This is a genomic window from Clostridium sp. UBA4395 (assembly GCF_002390995.1).
Lineage (GTDB): Bacteria > Bacillota > Clostridia > Clostridiales > Clostridiaceae > Clostridium_J > Clostridium_J sulfidigenes.
The window spans coordinates 58,012-76,965 of the sequence record NZ_DGRF01000023.1; the positions used below are offsets into that span (position 1 = coordinate 58,012).

General features: G+C 28.4%; 20 protein-coding genes. 3 read left to right on the plus strand and 17 right to left on the minus strand.

Annotation, left to right across the window (positions count from 1 at the left end):
* Positions 1-22 precede the first annotated feature (22 nt).
* From B2694_RS03360 to B2694_RS03410, 11 genes are all read right to left on the minus strand, one after another.
* Complete coding sequence (locus B2694_RS03360) at positions 23-640, minus strand: germination lipoprotein GerS-related protein (protein WP_346884564.1); 618 nt, start codon at positions 638-640, stop codon at positions 23-25.
* Positions 641-738: 98 nt separating this feature from the next.
* Positions 739-1,641: an NAD(P)H-hydrate dehydratase gene (locus tag B2694_RS03365; RefSeq protein WP_346884565.1), complete on the minus strand. Its 903-nt coding sequence runs from the start codon at positions 1,639-1,641 to the stop codon at positions 739-741.
* 1 nt (position 1,642) lies between these two features.
* Positions 1,643-2,017 (minus strand): holo-ACP synthase, encoded by a 375-nt coding sequence (locus B2694_RS03370; RefSeq protein ID WP_346884591.1) that lies wholly within the window; start codon positions 2,015-2,017, stop codon positions 1,643-1,645.
* 203 nt (positions 2,018-2,220) lie between these two features.
* On the minus strand, positions 2,221-2,568 hold the full coding sequence (locus B2694_RS03375) for a DUF6514 family protein (protein ID WP_346884566.1): 348 nt from the start codon (positions 2,566-2,568) through the stop codon (positions 2,221-2,223).
* A gap of 271 nt (positions 2,569-2,839) precedes the next feature.
* Entirely contained in the window at positions 2,840-4,105 is a 1,266-nt protein-coding gene (locus tag B2694_RS03380) for a hypothetical protein (protein ID WP_346884567.1), read from the minus strand.
* Positions 4,105-5,232, minus strand: coding sequence for a DUF58 domain-containing protein (locus B2694_RS03385; RefSeq protein WP_346884568.1), 1,128 nt, complete (start codon positions 5,230-5,232; stop codon positions 4,105-4,107). The genes B2694_RS03380 and B2694_RS03385 overlap by 1 nt, the downstream gene beginning before the upstream one ends.
* A gap of 9 nt (positions 5,233-5,241) precedes the next feature.
* Entirely contained in the window at positions 5,242-6,192 is a 951-nt protein-coding gene (locus B2694_RS03390) for a MoxR family ATPase (protein WP_346884569.1), read from the minus strand.
* Between the two features lie 318 nt (positions 6,193-6,510).
* On the minus strand, positions 6,511-6,852 hold the full coding sequence (locus B2694_RS03395; protein WP_035132193.1) for a single-stranded DNA-binding protein: 342 nt from the start codon (positions 6,850-6,852) through the stop codon (positions 6,511-6,513).
* Positions 6,853-7,003: 151 nt separating this feature from the next.
* Positions 7,004-9,043 carry a PAS domain-containing sensor histidine kinase gene (locus tag B2694_RS03400; RefSeq protein WP_346884570.1) on the minus strand — a complete coding sequence of 680 codons (2,040 nt, stop codon included), beginning with the start codon at positions 9,041-9,043 and terminating at the stop codon, positions 7,004-7,006.
* 233 nt (positions 9,044-9,276) lie between these two features.
* Entirely contained in the window at positions 9,277-10,152 is an 876-nt protein-coding gene (gene galU / locus B2694_RS03405) for a UTP--glucose-1-phosphate uridylyltransferase GalU (protein ID WP_346884571.1), read from the minus strand.
* A 132-nt stretch (positions 10,153-10,284) separates the two neighbouring features.
* Positions 10,285-11,112 carry a YihY/virulence factor BrkB family protein gene (locus B2694_RS03410; protein WP_346884572.1) on the minus strand — a complete coding sequence of 276 codons (828 nt, stop codon included), beginning with the start codon at positions 11,110-11,112 and terminating at the stop codon, positions 10,285-10,287.
* A gap of 227 nt (positions 11,113-11,339) precedes the next feature.
* Here B2694_RS03410 and B2694_RS03415 point away from each other — a divergent pair, with 227 nt between their 5' ends.
* Together B2694_RS03415 and B2694_RS03420 are read left to right on the plus strand one after the other, a co-directional pair.
* Positions 11,340-12,137: a nitrilase-related carbon-nitrogen hydrolase gene (locus B2694_RS03415; RefSeq protein WP_346884573.1), complete on the plus strand. Its 798-nt coding sequence runs from the start codon at positions 11,340-11,342 to the stop codon at positions 12,135-12,137.
* Positions 12,138-12,220: 83 nt separating this feature from the next.
* Entirely contained in the window at positions 12,221-12,391 is a 171-nt protein-coding gene (locus B2694_RS03420) for an HTH domain-containing protein (protein ID WP_346884574.1), read from the plus strand.
* 144 nt (positions 12,392-12,535) lie between these two features.
* Here B2694_RS03420 and B2694_RS03425 read toward each other — a convergent pair whose 3' ends face one another.
* Genes B2694_RS03425 through B2694_RS03435 form a run of 3 tightly spaced genes read right to left on the minus strand, consistent with a single transcriptional unit; the run spans position 12,536 to position 15,606 of the window.
* The gene (locus B2694_RS03425) at positions 12,536-13,528 is read right to left on the minus strand and encodes a hypothetical protein (RefSeq protein WP_346884575.1); all 993 of its coding nucleotides are present in this window, start codon (positions 13,526-13,528) and stop codon (positions 12,536-12,538) included.
* An 18-nt stretch (positions 13,529-13,546) separates the two neighbouring features.
* Positions 13,547-14,575, minus strand: coding sequence for a M42 family peptidase (locus B2694_RS03430; protein WP_346884576.1), 1,029 nt, complete (start codon positions 14,573-14,575; stop codon positions 13,547-13,549).
* The gene (locus B2694_RS03435; RefSeq protein ID WP_346884592.1) at positions 14,566-15,606 is read right to left on the minus strand and encodes a M20/M25/M40 family metallo-hydrolase; all 1,041 of its coding nucleotides are present in this window, start codon (positions 15,604-15,606) and stop codon (positions 14,566-14,568) included. The genes B2694_RS03430 and B2694_RS03435 overlap by 10 nt, the downstream gene beginning before the upstream one ends.
* Positions 15,607-15,805: 199 nt before the next feature.
* Here B2694_RS03435 and B2694_RS03440 point away from each other — a divergent pair, with 199 nt between their 5' ends.
* The gene (locus B2694_RS03440; RefSeq protein WP_346884577.1) at positions 15,806-16,420 is read left to right on the plus strand and encodes a 4Fe-4S dicluster domain-containing protein; all 615 of its coding nucleotides are present in this window, start codon (positions 15,806-15,808) and stop codon (positions 16,418-16,420) included.
* Positions 16,421-16,466: 46 nt separating this feature from the next.
* On the opposite strand, the gene B2694_RS03445 is transcribed toward B2694_RS03440, so the two are convergent.
* The 3 genes from B2694_RS03445 to B2694_RS03455 form a co-directional block, all read right to left on the minus strand.
* On the minus strand, positions 16,467-16,634 hold the full coding sequence (locus tag B2694_RS03445) for a hypothetical protein (protein WP_156964387.1): 168 nt from the start codon (positions 16,632-16,634) through the stop codon (positions 16,467-16,469).
* A gap of 110 nt (positions 16,635-16,744) precedes the next feature.
* Positions 16,745-18,364, minus strand: a complete 1,620-nt coding sequence (locus B2694_RS03450; protein WP_346884578.1) for a hypothetical protein — start codon at positions 18,362-18,364, stop codon at positions 16,745-16,747.
* 101 nt (positions 18,365-18,465) lie between these two features.
* Complete coding sequence (locus B2694_RS03455) at positions 18,466-18,945, minus strand: hypothetical protein (RefSeq protein WP_346868108.1); 480 nt, start codon at positions 18,943-18,945, stop codon at positions 18,466-18,468.
* Positions 18,946-18,954: the final 9 nt, after the last annotated feature.

Here is an 18,954-nt window from a genome sequence, read left to right on the forward strand (position 1 = left end):
CTCTTACTGTTTTGTATCATTGTTATAAATCTAACTCCACATCTTCAACCTTATCAGTCCAGTTAAAGTTTTCATAAGTATATATAATTCTTTCTCTACCTTTATTATCATAGATTATTATTTTCTTCGGTCTATTATTTTTAATATCATAATATAAGCTACCTTGGCAAATATTGTTATTGCTTCCAGGAATCACTGTTGTTATCACAAAGCACTCATTATTATTTATTATTTCAGTTTCAAATTCTAATTCTTCATTTGTATATATTAATCCTATATATTCACCAATAAATCCATATTTAAATACTTCATCAAACCCTTTATCTAAGGTGTACTCTTTGATATTCTCCTTATCTTTAACAAGTATCTCATCACCTTTAAAAGTAAAAGATCTCTTATCCTTTAAATCCAGTTTATATCCTATATCTTTTTTATAGGTTTGAAACCCTTCATACTTATTTGTTTCTCTGTCATTTACGACCTCTATAGTTATATCACTCTTATAGGCTTTAATCTCACTTAAGGAATCAATTACATTATACTCATCTAAAGTCCTCGTTCTTCCTTTAATGAATAAAGCCACTGCAATGGTTAAGCATATACCTATAATAAATAGTGTATAAGTTAGTCTTTTTTTCATAAATTCCTCCAATTACTTATTACACTATATGTTTATTATAGTTTTCTACTCTCTATAACCATATTTATTTTATTATAATCCACAGTTATTTCTATGTATCAATTACTATCCAAAATTTCTTTTATTCCAAAAGGTAATTCTTCTATAATATGGGTAGCATTGACACAGAACATATTTTCTGCTAGTCTATCACCACAATATCCATGTATAAATGTAGCAACGCATGTAGCTTCTAGAGCATCATATCCCTGAGCAATAAATGAAGTTATAATTCCTGTCAAAGTATCTCCCATTCCACCTGATGCCATTGCACTGTTTCCTGTAGTATTCTCAAAAACCTGTGTTCCATCAGTTATTACAGTTCTATGGTCCTTTAATAAAACTATTACATCATACTCATAAGCAAAATTCCTTGCTACTTCTACCCTATTTTCCTTTATTTCATCAACAGATAATCCAGTTAATCTTGCCATCTCCCCATAATGAGGTGTTAATATAATGCTATTATTTTTACTATGAAGCAATTCAAGTTTTCCCTGTAGTACATTTAGTCCATCCGCATCTATTACAATAGGGCATTCTGCATTTTCAATCATACTTTTCACTATATTAAAAGTTAACTTAGTATTCCCCATTCCTGGTCCAATAGCAATACAATTAGACTTAACCATAATATTACCTATTTTTTCACTTTGTTCAAAATTGATTGTCATAGCCTCATTTAACTTTGTGCTCATTATCTCCTGTATTTCTTTAGGAATGCAAAGGGTCACTAATCCAGCGCCACTTCTTACTGCACTTTGAGTAGTAAGATATGCAGCACCAGAAAAACCCATAGAGCCAGCTATTATAAATGCTTGTCCATAATCTCCTTTGTAGGTATCATCATCTCTAGCTTTTAATATACTTTGTATCATTTCCTTATCCATTTGTATGGCCCTATGTTTAAATCCTATAAACCCTAATGTATTACTTTTTAATTTATCAAAAGGATTTACCATATTAAACGACCTCCAAAACAGCATAGGCAATAGCACTATCGCATCCGTGAGAAATACTCAGATGAATAGTTGTATTCCCATTCTTGTTAGCAATATTTTTTGCCTGCCCTTCTAATGTGACTGTAGGTTTACCAAGAGTAGTACTATCTACTATTATATCTCTGAAGTTGAATCCTCTAAATCCTGTTCCTAGTGCTTTTGAGACCGCTTCTTTTGCAGCAAACCTACCTGCTACATATTCCGGCCTTAAATTCCTAGTTTTCAAATATTGTATTTCTTTACTTGTAAATATTTTTTCTAAAAACTTTTCATTTCTTTTCATTACATCTTTTATACGTCTTATTTCAACTATATCTACTCCAACTCCTACTATCACCATCTCACCTCCAAACCTAAATATTTCATATACTTATAATTAAATTATAAACATATTTTTACATCTTTAATTTTAATAAATAAATAGGCTAATATCAACTATAACTTATATATATATGAAAGTATATGATGATAATATTTTCAATTATCATATTAATTAAGTTTAACTTTATAAACTACTCATATAAATAATAATAGTTATAATTAATTTGCTATTGCTTGTACAAGTTCGTCAAAATCAGCATAATATGCCTCTATATATTCTTCTATAATATCTATAAGATGTATTGGTGAGACTACATTATTTTTTAATAATTCCAAAAGTTCACTTCCCTTATATTTATTAGGAGTTATACATTCTACATGTTCTTTGTATTGCTTTACATGTTTGCCTTTATTTTTCACTTCACTTTCTATTTCTACACCATATACATTTATAGCCCTTCTTTCACCATTCATATGGACCTCTAATTCTGATTGAATTAAATTATAAGTGTATTCTATAGTATTCTCTTCATATACCATGTTAGATTTTAACGTTTCAATTATCATAAAAGCACCCCCAAATAATGTAAAACCATTTATAGCAATAAAATTACAACATTTTATTGCCTAAAGAAATTGTATCACTATATAAAAAAATAATGTGTAAATTCTTGTAGGCAACAATAATATATTCCCCCTCAAAATTTACACTTTATTTCACAAAATTACTTATTCTTTACAGTTATACAAAACTAATTGTTATTGTTAATATATCAGTGGATAAAATGTTAATATTATGTGAGTTTTCTTGTCTTTTATTGTAGATTAATTTTTCTTGTCACTTTTTTATATTTTTACTGATGTTATCCACATACTTTTCCACTTTTTGTTCATAAGACTTGTTTATAATATGTGTAGAAAACTTTGCTTCATTATACATATTAGTAACTTCATCAACTTCCATACAGTTATCCACTTTTATCTTAACAATATTACCAAGTTGTCTTGGAGTCATGTATGTCTTAAAAATCTCTTTTTTATTTGCAACTTCTACAAACTCACTATACTTATATAAAACTTCTTCTCTAGGGGTACCCTTCTTTCTAAATATTTTTTTGATTTTATCTATAACTTTTTTATAACCAGGATCCTTTTGCTCAATCTCTTCAATTATTTCAGTATAACCATCATCTCTATTTAAATTAGTACCTTTTATTATTTTTCTTATGATACTACTTACAATTAATATTAATATTATTGTAACTATAACCTTCATTATAAATATAAATGTGGGACTTGCTGTTACCATTTCTGGCGTTAATCCTTTTATATTTTGGGGATTTTTACTACCTGAATCTATTCTTCCAAATATATCTTCTAAAGCTCCTCGTCTTTCAGTAAATAATTTTTGTAAAGCATTAAAAACCCAAGTCATTGGAATTCCAATAATTTTTACTATTACATCTATTATAAATTCAGTTATAAATTCAATTCCTCTATGCAAAATTGAAACTATCTTCACAAATATATTATAAAAAAACTCCTGTGTAGTTAATAATGCCAATGAAATTAGAGATATATTTATAATTTTATTCACTTTTGAACTTTTTATATTATAACAATATCCCATAGTCTCTCTCATAGTTATAACCATCAAAATGAGATATATAACTATACCTCTAAATATGATTTCTGCATAAATAGGCTTGAACATACCACAGATAATTGATGCTATAAAAATATAAGAAATTCCATTTATAAAAATATTTTTATATCTGTCATAATTTATATTTTCATTAGTTTCTCTAAGTAAAACAGCACTGATTAATGCTATAAATATTATATCTACAATGGCAATTACTATTTCTTGACTAAATATTTCGTAAACAATAATTGGGATTAAAGAAACCCCAATACAAATCTCTACCTTTTTACCTTTTCTTAGTAAATATTTACTAGTTAATATAGATATCATCATTAAAATGAAAATAGAAAATTTCATATCCTTAGAAAATATAAGAGCTGTTACTATCATCCAAACAATAGATGTTAGCATACTAAATGTTATATCATAATAAAGCCTAACTTGTTCAGACCAACTCATTACTTCATCTCCCCCTTATATGAAATTTTATCAATTCCTTTGATATTTTTAATTTTGTTTTCTCTAGAAACATCTATAATCTTTATTTTATAACCCTTTGCCACCAGAATATTTAAAATCCTAATATCTTTTTCATTTAAATAAGTAGTAATTAATACATAGGTACAACTTTTATCAAAATAAGGCATTCTACTCTTTAAGTATTCATTAAGTTCATATTTTACAGCAAGATATATTCTAGTACAAAACTCCAATATCCTATTAAAACTTCCTACCTTCGGCTCAATCTCATTTACAGAATTTTCATTACAGTAAATCAAGTGTGCATTACTCCAAATACCTGTTGGGATACTTTCTTTAGATGCTTTTGCAGCTAATGCAACTGCAATATCTATAGATGTTTCTATAATCTCTTCATCTATATAATTACAACAAGGATCTCCACATTGTGTATTAAGGATTATAACCATCTGTTGTTCTGAAGTATAATCATACTCCTTAACCATAAGCTTATCTGTCTTTAATGAAGTTTTCCAATGAATATCCTTCATTCTATCTTCAACGTTATACTCTCTTACTCCTTTTATATACAAAGGATCCTTATGTATCCATCTCCTTACTGTATTATCTCCTAAAAAATTTGTCACATCAAATCTAAAGCTTCCTATGGATTTTACCTTAGGATAAATTAAAACTTCAATATAATCATTCTGCTCTCTACTTTTAATATTTAGTCCCAAAATATCCCCTATAAAAATATTCATGCACTTTATTATGTAAGCTCCTCTTTTTTTTCCTACTAAAGTATAAGTTCTACTTTTTCTTTGAAATTTACCCATTACATACTTACATATGTGCCAATTATCATTTCCATATTTGTAAGTAGAGACTTCGCCAACAAATCTTAATTCAACAGGTATTCTTTCTTCCACCACCAAGAATAGAACGGGCATTCTTTTATTGTTTTCTACTTTCATAGTTATTGTAAATTCTTCCCCCACAGTTACCCTATCTGGTTTTATTTCCCTATACACCTTTAAGTTTTCATACCCTTTTTCAGTAATAAAATTCATTATATTTACCAGTATAATTACAATTGCTGCAAAAACAAATATTTGAAGTATCATAATACACCTCTATTGCCTATCTATTGGAGTTTCTATAGTTGCGAGAATCTTTTGTATAACTCTTTCACTCTTCTCACTGCCACTATTTATTTCGCTTTTCAAGATAATTCTATGACTCATTATAGGTACTGCAAGCTCTTTAACATCTTCAAGAACCACATAATCTCTTTCTCTAATAGCAGCTAATGCTTGACAACCTTTCATAAGATTTAATGTAGCTCTAGGACTACATCCTAATTCTATTTCACTGTTAGTTCTAGTAGCATTCACTAGATCTACTATGTATCTTCTTATTTCATCACTAACATAAACTTTATTATAATTCTCTTGAACATAGTTTATTTCTTCTATAGTTATAGCAGACTCTAGGGAGTCTAGTGGATCTTTTCCTATAAACCTATCCATCATTTTTATTTCTTCATCATAGCTTGGATACCCCATAGATAGTCTCATAAAAAATCTATCTAATTGAGCTTCTGGCAACGGGAATGTACCAAATTGTTCTACTGGATTTTGAGTTGCTATAACAAAGAATGGTCTCTTTAACTTTATCGTATTTCCTTCTACTGTTATCTGTCTCTCTTCCATACACTCAAGTAAAGCAGATTGTGTTCTTGGCGTAGCTCTATTTATTTCGTCAGCTAAAACAATTTGACTTAGAAGAGGTCCTTCTCTAAATTCAAATTCTTTTGATTGTTGATTATAAAAATATATTCCTGTTAAGTCCGAAGGTAATAAGTCTGGTGTAAATTGAATTCTTTTAAAGCTACAATTCATAGTTTTTGACAATGTTTTGCACAGTTTAGTTTTCCCAAGTCCTGGAACATCTTCTAATAATACATGACCAGAAGTTATAAATGACACTATTATTTTATCAATTATATGCTCTTTACCAATTATAACTTTAGATATGTTTTCCATTGCTTTCTCTCTAAATACTTTAAATTTTTCAAGCTCCATAATAAACCCCTCTACCCTTATATTTTGCTTACCTTTAATCTATATTTCACATCTAAAATTTACCATTTTTAATAAGATTAAAGTTTTGCCTTATGAATTTATTATACTCTTAATATGCCTATTATCCAAATATTTTTAATATACTAACCTGTGACTTTTTAATAAATAAATATTTTTTTTACTTATTATTAATTAATTAAAAAAAGCCTACTCTATTGTTATATTACAATAAAATAAGCTTTATTGATTAAAAATATTGTTTAGATTGTTATACACATATATGCGATTTACTAAAATAACAATTTAAGTCATGTAGATTTAACCAATTTCTTCTTTAGGCTTCTTAGTATTCATGAACTGAAATTCATCTGCTATAACTTCTGATATGTACTTTTTCTGTCCATCTTCACCTTCATAATGCCTACTTTGAAGTCTACCAGTTACACTAATAACACTTCCTTTAATTAGATATTCATTAACAATTTCTGCTTTCTTTCCTCTTAATACTACTGGAATGAAATCTACATGTTTTTCTCCCGATGCAGTTTTATAAGGTCTATCTACAGCCAAAACCAATCTAGTAAAAACCTTACTACTATCTTCAAAAACTTTAATTTCAGGGTCTCGTGTCAATCTACCAACTAAAACTATTCTATTCATCATATACCTCCAAAAAAACATATCATTTTTTGTAATTTTACCCATGAATATATTTTTTAAACATATTATTAAAAATATCTTAACCATTATTTTAATCTATGAAAAATAAAATGCTATTGGAACAACTATTCCAATAGCATTTTAAATATTCTTATCTATATATATCTGAAAACTCAATTTTTATTCTTTCCAAATTATATTTATCAGCATGATATAGATTTGTTGAACAAAATTGATTTTTAGAAAGAATGTTTGGAAGTTCTACAATAAATTCACTTCCTCCATTAACAATACTTTTTACATATGTCTTTCCACCATGATTTTCAACTATAGATTTTACTAGGGATAATCCTATTCCACTCCCCTCGTGAGATCTGGTAAATAGATCCTCACCTTGTACAAATCTATCAAATATCTTTTCCTGAAGTTCTTCTGGAATACCAATTCCATTATCCTTCACTGAAATTTGAACCTTGTCCCCTAAATCATGAATAGACACCATAATAGTTCCGTCATCCTTAGAAAATTTAACTGCATTTGATAATAGGTTTAATATTATTCTTTCTATATTTTCTCTATCAATTCCTATAATTTTTTCTTCAACATCAGTATCGAATATTAAAGTCATACCTTTACTTTCCACATACTCTACTGCAGCCATAGTTATATCCTCTACTATAGCTACTATATCATAATTGCCAAAATTCATTTTTAAGTTACCTACATCAATTCTAGTAACATCTATTAAGTTATTTATTAGTCTTAATAACCTATAGCTATTTACTTTCATTAAATCTAGATATCTATCCAATTGTTCATCATTTTTATCTTTATAATTATATTGCAATACTTGTACAGTACTTAATATTATATTCAATGGTGTTTTTAGCTCATGGGACATATTAGATATAAATTCAGTTTTTAACTTATCATATTTTATAGCTTGTTCCAATTTAACTTTATTTAATTGAGCCTTTTTGCGTTCTGTAACTTCTTGAATTAAAAACACTACAGATCTTCCATAACTAAAATTTATTCCGAAACTTGCAATCTCAGCATCTATTAGTGCTCCATATTCCCTTCTCACTTTAACTTCCTTAAATTCTGTAGATTTTCCCCTAAATTGAGCATCAAAATACATTTCTTTAACTACATCTTTATATTCTTCATCTACTATATCTATATAGGATAAATTTTTTAATTCATCTATACCGTTAAGTCCTAAAATATTAACTAAAGCCTCATTACCTATTTCAAGCTTACCATCAGAATATATAACCATACCAAAGGGTAAAAGTTTAAGAAGCTCAACATAATTATCCCTATTGCTTATTACTGCTTCCTCTACTTTTATTCTTCTTGTTATATCCCTAATTAAAAATATAGAATATATATCATTATCATTCACAAAACACATGGGTGTAACTTCACAATAAACAATGCTCCCATCTTCTCTAATAAACTTTCTTTCTACTATGTTCAAACTAGAATTATATTTAGAATACTGTTTTTTCAAAAATTCATCATTATATTGTATAGAATCTAACTTAATTATTTCAAAAATACTTTTACCTAAAAAGGTATCACTTTTTGGGTCTCCAATTATATCCATAGCAACTTTATTTATATAACTAATTCTATTTTCCTTTTCTATTACAATTCCAGTGGTACTATTAGCAAAAATAGCTTTATAAAAATTTATATTTAAGTCTATTTCTTTTGTTGAGATGAAGGCTTCATCCTCGTCTTTATCTACTACAATATATTTAAATTCTTCATGCTCCTCTAATTTGCTATTGTCTTTATTGATAACTTCTGATTTAAAATGGAGATTATTACTTACTATATTTTTCAACAACATTAAGGTGCCTTCACTATTACCAACTTTTATACTTCTAAAAACTAATTCTATTTCTATTTCTTTATATATTCTTGTATCTATACTTGCGCGAATTCTCTCACTTCTATCATTTTTTATAAAATCCTTTACATCAAAGACACCACTCTTCAACGTAGAGAACTTTATCATTGTGTTTATATCCAACTCTTCAATTGAATCAATACTTTGAACTCCTAAAAATTCTAACGCTCCTTCATTGCAGTATTTAATTTCATTATTACTATCTATAACTATAATAGGTTCCGAAATGTTGTTGTAAAACTCCAAATCGTCCTTATTCTTAAACTCCATTATTTATCCTCCAATTTTAACGTTACTCAATGTACCACTTAATCATTTTACACTAAAATTAATACTTTTTTTACTACATTTTTCTACTATTATTCTACATTTTTTTCTTGACAGGTTAATGAGAATAAGTCTCCGTACCTCTTCTGAGTAAAAATAATAAAATTTGATATATAAAATAAAAACTGATATATATCATTGGGATTATATACCAGTTTTTATGCTTTATTATTAAATTATATATGCTTTAAATTAAATTTTTCTTCCAAAAATTTTTTAAAGTTATCTTGTAAATCTTGTCTTTTTAAAGCAAATTCCACTGTAGCTTCTAAAAATCCTAATTTATCACCTACATCGTATCTTCTACCTTCAAAAATATAAGCATGCATACTTTCCTTTTCCATTAGAATTTTTAAGCCATCAGTTAATTGTATTTCATTTCCTTTTCCTGGTTTAGTATCTTCTAGTATGTCAAATATTTCAGGAGTTATAATATATCTACCTAAAATAGCCACATTAGATGGCGCTTCTTCAACCTTTGGCTTTTCCACTAAATCCTTAACTACATACTCTCTATCATTAATTTTATCGCCTTTTACAATTCCATATTTATTTACATTTTCTTTGGCTACTTCTTGAACTCCTAAAATTGAAGTACCATGCTTATCATAAGCATCCATTAATTGCTTTAAACAAGGAACTTCACTATCTACTATGTCATCTCCTAGCATAACTGCAAAGGGTTCGTCTCCAACAAAAGCTTTAGCACAACTTATGGCATGACCTAACCCCTTTGGATTCTTTTGCCTAATATAATGGATATTAGCCATGTTAGTTGACTTATGGACTAACTCTAAAAGTTCCTTCTTCCCGTCCCTCTCAAGATTCATTTCTAGTTCTACAGCTCTATCAAAATGATCTTCTATAGCTTTTTTATTTCTACCTGTTATTATAAGTATTTCTTCTATACCTGAAGCCACAGCCTCTTCTACTATATACTCTATAGTAGGTCTATCTACAATAGGAATCATCTCTTTAGGCACCGCTTTTGTAGCTGGCAAGAATCTAGTTCCTAAACCTGCTGCTGGAATTATAGCCTTTCTAACCTTCATCTTATACCCTCCATTACTATTGACCTTATATAATATTCTACATCATTGTCATTCTTCTTCATTATCTTAACACAATATTACAAATAATTAAACTAAACATTCTCATAAGTGTTAATATTAAACATGAATTTATTATATTTTGAAGTTATTTTCTTTATCATACATTAATAGTGCATTCAGTTCTCCCCCTAATAAAATTGTAGTAGATGTTATTTGTAACCAAACCATCAAAACAATAACCACTCCTATACTTCCATAAATATCAGTATATTTCCCATAGTTGTTTACATAAAACGCAAACCCCATTGATAAAATTATCCAAGCAATACTTGTGAATATAGCCCCTGGCAAGGCCTCTCTACATTTTATTCGTCTTGAAGGTATAAGCTTATATATGGCTGTAAATATAACTATCATACCTGCAAAACCAATTGGGTACCTTAAATATCGTATAAAATAAAATAACTTAATATCAAGGTCTAACCATTGAACTAATTCTAAACTTATCATCTCTCCAAAGACTAAAAAACCTAGTACAAATATTATCATAAAAGATATTACTACCATAAATAAAACGGAGAGTATTATTAACTTTATCTTATTTTTATCTTCCTCTTCATTATATGCTCTGTTTAACCCGTATCTTATGGCTCTAAAAGCTCTAGATGCTGTATAAAGAGAGAACATTAATGAAAAAGATAATAAATTTCCATTTCTAGTTTGTAACAATTGAAGGGCTAAAGTAGATACTAAATTATATAATTCCTCGGGCATTATATTTTGTAAACTTCCAATTACTTCTATGGGATCTACGTTTATAAATCCAACTAGAGTTAGTAATAAAATCAAAAATGGGAAAAATGAAAACAGCATATCAAAAGCTAACTGTGAAGCTAATGAAGATATATGATGGTTCTTATATCTCAATGCCATTTTCACTGTGTTTTCAGTTATTTTCATAGGCAATACCCCTACCTTTTACATTATTCTATTGTCTATATATTATAATATTGACCTATTATTGGAGCTAAGTTTCCTTTAATTATACCACTTTCTTTAACATAATTAAACAAATCACCATTCATATAATTTAGTATTAACTTTCTTATAAAATAATAAATTTCTTAGGATTATTATGAATAATAACTTTAAAATATATTATAATTAGTAATATAAGGGGTGATATTGTGAAAATTGGACTGGTACAGAATAATATTTTATGGGAAAATAAGCAATTTAACTTATCAGCAAGCAAAGAATTTTTTAAAAAAGCTAAAGAGCTAAAAATAGACTTACTTTTATTTCCCGAACTATCATTTACTGGATTTACAATGAACATAGAAAAATTAAAAGAATTTGATTTTTCTACGGTTTCCTACATTTCTAGTTTATGCAAAGGTTATTGCATTAATGCAGGAATTGGTTATATTCAAGGTATTACTAATGATATAAAAGGTAAAAATAATTATACAATAATATCTTCTAATGGAAATATTCTATGTAACTACTCTAAAATACATCCTTTCTCCTACGGTGAAGAAAGTAAATACTACATTGGTGGTGAGGAAATATGCTTTGCGCAAATTGATGAAATAACCCTTTCACCTTTTATATGCTATGACTTAAGATTCCCTGAAATCTTTCAAATAGCTTCAAAAAAATGTGACTTAATTACTGTAGCTGCTAATTGGCCTGAAAGTAGAAAAGAACACTGGATAACCTTGCTTAGAAGTAGAGCTATTGAAAATCAATGCTATATTGCTGGAGTTAATAGAATTGGTATTGGTAATAATATAAACTATAGTGGAAATTCTTTAATTATAGACCCTTTAGGTAAAATTATAGGTAGTACAGAGGAAGGTGTGGAGGATATTCTCATAGCAGACATAGATAGATCTTTAGTCAGTAGAGTCAGAAATTCCTTTAAAGTAAAGGAGGACAGACGAGAAATACTTTATAATAAATTACAAACTGATAACAGATAAAATATAATATTGTTGATATTTTTATCAAAATATTATATAATAAATATTATTAAATAACTATAATTATTAAAAGAGGTGTTAACATGGTAGATAAAGTTTTAGAAGTACTGAAAAATTCATCTGAGCCATTAAAAGCTGGAGAAATTGCTGAAAAGGCTGGTATTGACAAAAAAGAGGTAGATAAAGCTATAAAATCACTTAAATCAGAGGATAAAATAGAATCTCCGAAAAGATGCTATTACGCTGCAAAATAGTTACTAACTTATAATTTAAAGCAAATTAATCTTAAACTAAATTGAGCCTTCACTGATATTCTTAAAGTGAAGGCTCTAATATTTATTATTTTTGGGTATATTCTCTAAAAGCTATGTCTATAGAACTATTTAAATAACCTTATATTATAATGTAATATAATTATAAATAACTTCTATTCCGTCTTCTATATCTTTATAATTAACCATTTCCATATTTGTATCCTTATATCTTACAGGATAAACTAAAGTTCCAGTCTTAACTCCTACTCCCTCTTTATGGATTGTTTTACCATCCCCTTGAGTTTCGCCAAAGATATAATGTGGCTTTTTATCCATTTTCTCATAAACTTTTTCCAATTGTTCTTTCACTTCATGATGCATTAACAAAGTTCTATCCATGAACTTTATTCCTGTACCCTTTCCTAAAGAAAACTTTCCACTTCCCCCTAATGTATCTCCAGCATTTTCTCCATCTACAACTAAAGCATACATAGGATTTATTTCATAAGCAGCTGCTCTTGCTCCTCTTCCTCCTAAAGTGTTTTGAGTTGAAAATACAAAATATATTTCCTTATCTAACTTCTCTAATGATTCTTTATTTTCTATAAGCTTTTCTATAGATTTCAGTGACATGTAACAGCCTACCCTATTATCTAAAGCAGGTGCAATGATATTCTTTTCTTCTTCTATAAAATTAGATGTAATAATACATACATCTCCTTCTCTTACTAGTTCTAAAGCCTCTTCTCTACTTTCTACTCCTAAATCTATATACATGTCATCTATTTTAGGACTATCTTTAGTTCCGCAAACTCTTCCTGAATTTCCGTTTTCAAATTCTATCATATTATTCACAAAGGCAGCTTCATCAAATTCTCCTACTTTTCCAATTCTCAAGAAACCATTATCTTCAATATACATAACTATAAATCCCATGGTATCCATATGAGAAGAAATCATAATTCTCTTTTCTTCCTCCCCATTACTTTTACCTATTTTAGCTATAACATTTCCCATGTTATCTACCTTATTTTCAACTTGTAGTGAATTTAATTGCTCAACAATTACACTTCTAACCTCTTCTTCATGTCCACTAACTCCAAATGCTCCTACTAAATCTTCAAATAATTTATTCATCACAAATACCTCCAAAATCTATAGTGTTTTTAAGTATTCTACTAATAATTTAACTGTGTTCTTTATATCTTCCTTTGATGCTACTGAAACTGAAGAATGGATATATCTACATGGAACTGAAATAGTAGCAATCTTTGCCCCACATCCTGTGCCATGGAAAGTAGCTGCATCATTTCCTCCAGCTATAGCTTTTCTTCTTTGATATGGAATATTTAAATTATTCCCTACTTCCATAATGTCATCAGCCACATCAACATCGAATATACTAGTTAAATCCATTATTGATATAGCTGGTCCTCTGCCAACTTCAGTAGCTCTTAAGTGCTTAGGAACACTTGGCATATCTGCACATATTGTACCCTCTAAAGCAATTCCTAAATCACCTTTTAAATTTAAAGACGAAATAAAAGCGCCTCTTTCTCCAACTTCTTCTTGAACTGCAAACACTCCATATAGGTCTACATCATAATTTTCCTTTAATGCCTCCATAAGTACAAAACATCCTACTCTATCATCAAAGGCCTTTCCCTTTACAAGCCCTTCTCCAAATTCATCATACTCTGTATCAAAAACTACATACTCCCCTAGATCTATAAGCTTCTCACTTTGTTTTCTAGACCTAGCTCCTATATCAATACAGCAATCACTATAATTTAGACCCTTTTCTCTCTCCTCTGATCCTTGAAGGTGAATTGGTTTTGCTCCAATAACTCCTGGTATTTTATTAGGCCCTATAAGTACAGTCTTAGAAGGTATTATCTTAGCATTTATTCCTCCTAAAGCACTAAATCTTAAGCTTCCATCCTCATTGTAGCCAGTTATTATAAAACCTACCTCATCCATATGAGCATCAACTATTACTTTTTTTCCTTTACCCTTTTTATGAACAATAATATTTCCCATTCTATCTATAAAAATCTCATCTACATAAGGGGTAACCTGTTCTTTAATAAAGCCCCTTACTTCTCCCTCAAATCCTGAAGGACCACTTAAAGAAGTCAATTTATCTAAAATACCGTTCTTTTGAAGAATCTCATCTAAAAACATACTAATTCCTCCAATTCTTCACCCTTTATACTCTCTATTAACTTTGCCATCATATATCCTGTGTTTTTTATATCATCCATATTTACAGTTTCCACTGAAGTATGCATGTATTTTATAGGAATTGATATAAGAAGTGTAGCAACCCCTTCACCAGCTACTTGAATATCCCAAGCATCTGTTCCTGTATTTCCTGCTTCCACTTCTAATTGAAATGGAATATTATATTCTTTACAAACCTTCATAAGATGCTTTCTAACCTTAGGATGAATATTAGGTCCTATACAGATTACTCCACCCTTACCTAGTTCAGTATCGCCATGTTCAAGGCCATACATTCCACAATCGAAGGTAACGTCTACAGCAATACCTATATCTGGATTAATTCTATTAGTAGCAGTTTTAGCACCTCTATGACCTACTTCCTCTTGAGCAGAGCATACAAAATAAACATCCATGTCGTGTTCTATATTTTTAAGTTCCTTAGCACATCTATATAAAGCTACAACTCCACCTCTATCGTCAACAGTTTTAACACTTACATTATTATTTAAAAGTTCTTTATAGTTTCCCTTAACAGTAACATAATCTCCTGGTTTAACTATGTTCTCTAAAGACTCCTTAGAATACCCTGTATCAATCAATAAAGAATCTATGGTTACTGCTTTTTTTCGATCTTCATCCTTCATTAAGTGAGGCGGCTTAATTCCTATAATACCGTGAATAGCTTCTTTTCCATGGATTATAACCTCTTTAGAAACTAAAGTCTTAGGATCAATACCATTGCCTTTAAATGCTAAAAATCCATTTTCTTTTATCTCTGTTATAATCATAAACACTTCATCTAGGTGAGCCATAAGCATGATTTTGCCTTTGCCCTTACCCTTCTTATGAATAATTATATTATTTAAATTATCCCTAGTAACTTGTCCAAATTCTGAAAATACCTCTGTCACATAATCTCCAAGCCAGTGTTCTCTTCCACTAGGTCCATGAGACATACAAAGTGTTTTTAGTAACTCTTTATCCTCCATCATCATAAGACTCCCCTTCTAATCACAAAATACATTTAATGATAATAAAAGTATACCTTAGCTGTTAAGTATTTACAACAATACTTCTTAACTTATATTTATAGTAAATCTTGAACCTAATAATATACTTTGCTATTCTATTATTAAATCATATTACAATTATTATAGGGATTATATTTTATAAAAGGAGAATATATTTATGACTAATTATACTAAAGATATTACTAAGGCCTTTGATGAAAAATTAGATGAAACTTCAATAGAATTAAGAAGAAAGGTTCAAGGCTTTTTATATGATAACTGTGAGTCTATTTTTCTGAGAAGCACACTACCCACACCGGCAGAAAATTATAATAAAAGTGATTTAACTAAACTAGTAGATATAGTAGACAAGTATAGTGAAATATATAAAGATTCAATAGGAATAATTAATGGTACAAAAGTAGATTTAAATCAACGTGAATGTATAGCTTGTACAAGATGTACTAAATATTGTCCTAGTGGCGCCCTTGAAAAAATTAACAAAGAATTAGTACTACATGAGGACAAGTGTTTAAGATGTGGAAATTGTATTGGTAACTGTTCATTCTTAGCCCTATCTTCAGCAGGAACAGGATTAACTATATATATTAATAGTGCAGAAATAAGCTGTCCTCCACACATACTACCTAAATTTTATGGCATAGAGGAAATCCCCAAGGTAATGGATAAACTTTTATCCTTCTATAATGCTCATAAAATCCAAGGGGAGACCTTTGCAACTACTGTTTATAGAATAGGTTTTAATAACCTTTTAAATTATATTGAAGACTAAAAAGAAAGCCCAGAAAGGAACTACCCTTTCTAGGCTTTTTGTATTATTATCTAATAAGTAAGTAAATAAACCCTAAAATTACAGCAACAATAATTCCAGTAGCTATCATATTTGCTTTAAAAGAGTGATTATAATAATATTTTTCTGTATCAGCACTTCTTCCCTTAAACTCTGAATCCTTAGCATTAGCTCTTTTAAACAAATCCACTGACATAATACCAACTCCATTCAATTTAAAATATTACTTATATTCTGTTAATTGTACCACTTGGTTCAATGAAAAAAACTGTTAGTACCTAAAAGTATATAAAACAAACTTATAAGTTATATAATATTAATTGCCGTATAATAATTCTTCTCTTCTGATTTTGCATACTCTAAATTTTTTCCTATACTTTGAAATAAATGATCAAAATAAGTTGTAAAATCTCCTTGAAGAGTCTTTAATAGTTTTTCTTTTATTAAAGCTATATTATTATAAAGTTCTTCCTTTTTTCCTTCCAATGCCTTAAAGTCACAGTAATATTCACCTTTGAATATACTATCTTCTTTAAAATCCAACTGAAAATACTCCTTTAAAATATCTTTTTCATCTAAAATTAGTATATTAGATATATCTATACAGTACTTCTTTAGCTCATTATAATTACCATACATCTTATTCCATTTATTATATAAATCCATAATTAAGCCATGATTATATACTTTTATATTTCCTCTATAGCTATCTATAGATTTAAAAACATTAATACCACTGATAGATTTCATATTATCCATGAGTATATCTATAATAGAGTTATAATAATTATCCTTTATGGACCTTAATGAAGACTTAATTATTTCACAAGTTATATAATTAAACTTATCTTGAAAACTTCTACACATGACATAAAACTCTTCTTCACTATTTATATAATAAATTAGTCTAGTAAATTCATTATAAAATATACTGTTTATACTGAGTTCTATTTCATCTGTTATTTCATCAAAGCTAAATTTACTTATATTCATCATCATATTTAAAAAGTCATGCTCTAAGGAAAACACCTTATATCCTATGGTATATTCTCTATTTTTCATAGAATTATCGTAAGTAGTTGTATATCCTATTGATTCTATTTTAGTTAAATTTGATTCACAAATTTCTTTGGCTAAATATTTATTTAATTCTTTTTTATAAACTTTTATTCTTTTAGTAAATTCATCTCCAAAGGCTTCATTAATTAAGTTAAGTAGTACTTCTATAAATTCTTTCCTTATTATTTCTGCTATCTTTTCTTTTAAAACATCTAAGGAATTTAAAATTTCATCTTCTTTAATAATTATTCTATCTGAAATATCACCCTTATTTAATATATCTTTTCCCCTTAAATCAATTATTAATTCTTTGAATGCATTCCAAATAAACCTATGATAAGATTTTATTTTTTCATTTAAATCATTCATTACGATGTTTTTAAGCTGAACAACTCCTATTTCTATGTATGATAATATCCCTTCCATATCCTCATAAACATATCTATTTAGTTCATTATATATTTCTTTCTCACCATGTTTCATCTGAAATGTATACACCTCTAGCTCACATTTCTTTTTAAATAGATTTAACCTAGAATTTATATTTTTCTCTATACTATCTAAAATATCATGGATGAATTTCTTATCTATTTTTACTTCCTTACTTAAAGCATTGCAGCTTACCTTATGATCTTCACTAGTATGTACTTTATGAAAAACCTCTTCAATTCTTTCCTTTTCTTCTACTATAACAAAGGTATTAAAATCTCCAATGAACTCCTTTGTCATACACTCTGTAATAGAATTATCATATTTAAAATAGCTTGAAAACTCTTTCTGTAAATATTCAAATATCTCTACAATATCTAGATATAAGTTTATTTGATTATACAATGAAATTACTAGTGTTTTATTTACCTCTTCCATAAGTATTCAACTCCAATACTTTAATTGAATAACTTATTCTACAAAATACATAAAATTCCTTTTTAAAAGGTTAATTTACTACAAAAAAATTAGTGAGGTTCTTACCTCACTAAATTTTTTGTTATCTTTCCATCCTTAGTTACAATATATTCTGGGGGATATTCCTCTACTGGAAAAGGTATTGGAGTTTCTTTTATTCTTCCATGCTCAGATAAATATCTTATATGAACTTCTTCAAATTTCTCACCCTTACTAAGCCAAAAGTAATCTTCCATACACATGGCTCTTGTTCTTCTACATAACTCCCACATATCATAATCTATTAATCCCATAACTCTAAGTATTTCATCTATATTTTGTCTTTCCTTTGGAACCACTCTATCTGATAACCAAAATACTATATCATCATGGGTAGGTTTGTAATTATGATTCCAATTTATATAGCTGTACATTCCCAATGGAAGATGAGTTCTATTTGTTACATTTTCATACCTATTAAAACTAAACTTTTTATCAGCGACATTATAGGTTAATTCACCCACTTCAAGGTCTTTATCCATTAAGATATATCTATCAATCATAGTATCCCT

What these genes read in the sequence shown, in the direction of transcription:
- B2694_RS03360 (WP_346884564.1), bottom strand. Translation starts at nt 640, where the DNA reads ATGAAAAAAAGACTAACTTATACACTATTTATTATAGGTATATGCTTA.
- B2694_RS03365 (WP_346884565.1), bottom strand. Translation starts at nt 1,641, where the DNA reads ATGGTAAATCCTTTTGATAAATTAAAAAGTAATACATTAGGGTTTATA.
- B2694_RS03375 (WP_346884566.1), bottom strand. Translation starts at nt 2,568, where the DNA reads ATGATAATTGAAACGTTAAAATCTAACATGGTATATGAAGAGAATACT.
- B2694_RS03380 (WP_346884567.1), bottom strand. Translation starts at nt 4,105, where the DNA reads ATGAGTTGGTCTGAACAAGTTAGGCTTTATTATGATATAACATTTAGT.
- B2694_RS03385 (WP_346884568.1), bottom strand. Translation starts at nt 5,232, where the DNA reads ATGATACTTCAAATATTTGTTTTTGCAGCAATTGTAATTATACTGGTA.
- B2694_RS03390 (WP_346884569.1), bottom strand. Translation starts at nt 6,192, where the DNA reads ATGGAGCTTGAAAAATTTAAAGTATTTAGAGAGAAAGCAATGGAAAAC.
- B2694_RS03395 (WP_035132193.1), bottom strand. Translation starts at nt 6,852, where the DNA reads ATGAATAGAATAGTTTTAGTTGGTAGATTGACACGAGACCCTGAAATT.
- B2694_RS03400 (WP_346884570.1), bottom strand. Translation starts at nt 9,043, where the DNA reads ATGGAGTTTAAGAATAAGGACGATTTGGAGTTTTACAACAACATTTCG.
- galU (WP_346884571.1), bottom strand. Translation starts at nt 10,152, where the DNA reads ATGAAGGTTAGAAAGGCTATAATTCCAGCAGCAGGTTTAGGAACTAGA.
- B2694_RS03410 (WP_346884572.1), bottom strand. Translation starts at nt 11,112, where the DNA reads ATGAAAATAACTGAAAACACAGTGAAAATGGCATTGAGATATAAGAAC.
- B2694_RS03420 (WP_346884574.1), top strand. Translation starts at nt 12,221, where the DNA reads ATGGTAGATAAAGTTTTAGAAGTACTGAAAAATTCATCTGAGCCATTA.
- B2694_RS03425 (WP_346884575.1), bottom strand. Translation starts at nt 13,528, where the DNA reads ATGAATAAATTATTTGAAGATTTAGTAGGAGCATTTGGAGTTAGTGGA.
- B2694_RS03430 (WP_346884576.1), bottom strand. Translation starts at nt 14,575, where the DNA reads ATGTTTTTAGATGAGATTCTTCAAAAGAACGGTATTTTAGATAAATTG.
- B2694_RS03435 (WP_346884592.1), bottom strand. Translation starts at nt 15,606, where the DNA reads ATGGAGGATAAAGAGTTACTAAAAACACTTTGTATGTCTCATGGACCT.
- B2694_RS03440 (WP_346884577.1), top strand. Translation starts at nt 15,806, where the DNA reads ATGACTAATTATACTAAAGATATTACTAAGGCCTTTGATGAAAAATTA.
- B2694_RS03445 (WP_156964387.1), bottom strand. Translation starts at nt 16,634, where the DNA reads ATGTCAGTGGATTTGTTTAAAAGAGCTAATGCTAAGGATTCAGAGTTT.
- B2694_RS03450 (WP_346884578.1), bottom strand. Translation starts at nt 18,364, where the DNA reads ATGGAAGAGGTAAATAAAACACTAGTAATTTCATTGTATAATCAAATA.
- B2694_RS03455 (WP_346868108.1), bottom strand. Translation starts at nt 18,945, where the DNA reads ATGATTGATAGATATATCTTAATGGATAAAGACCTTGAAGTGGGTGAA.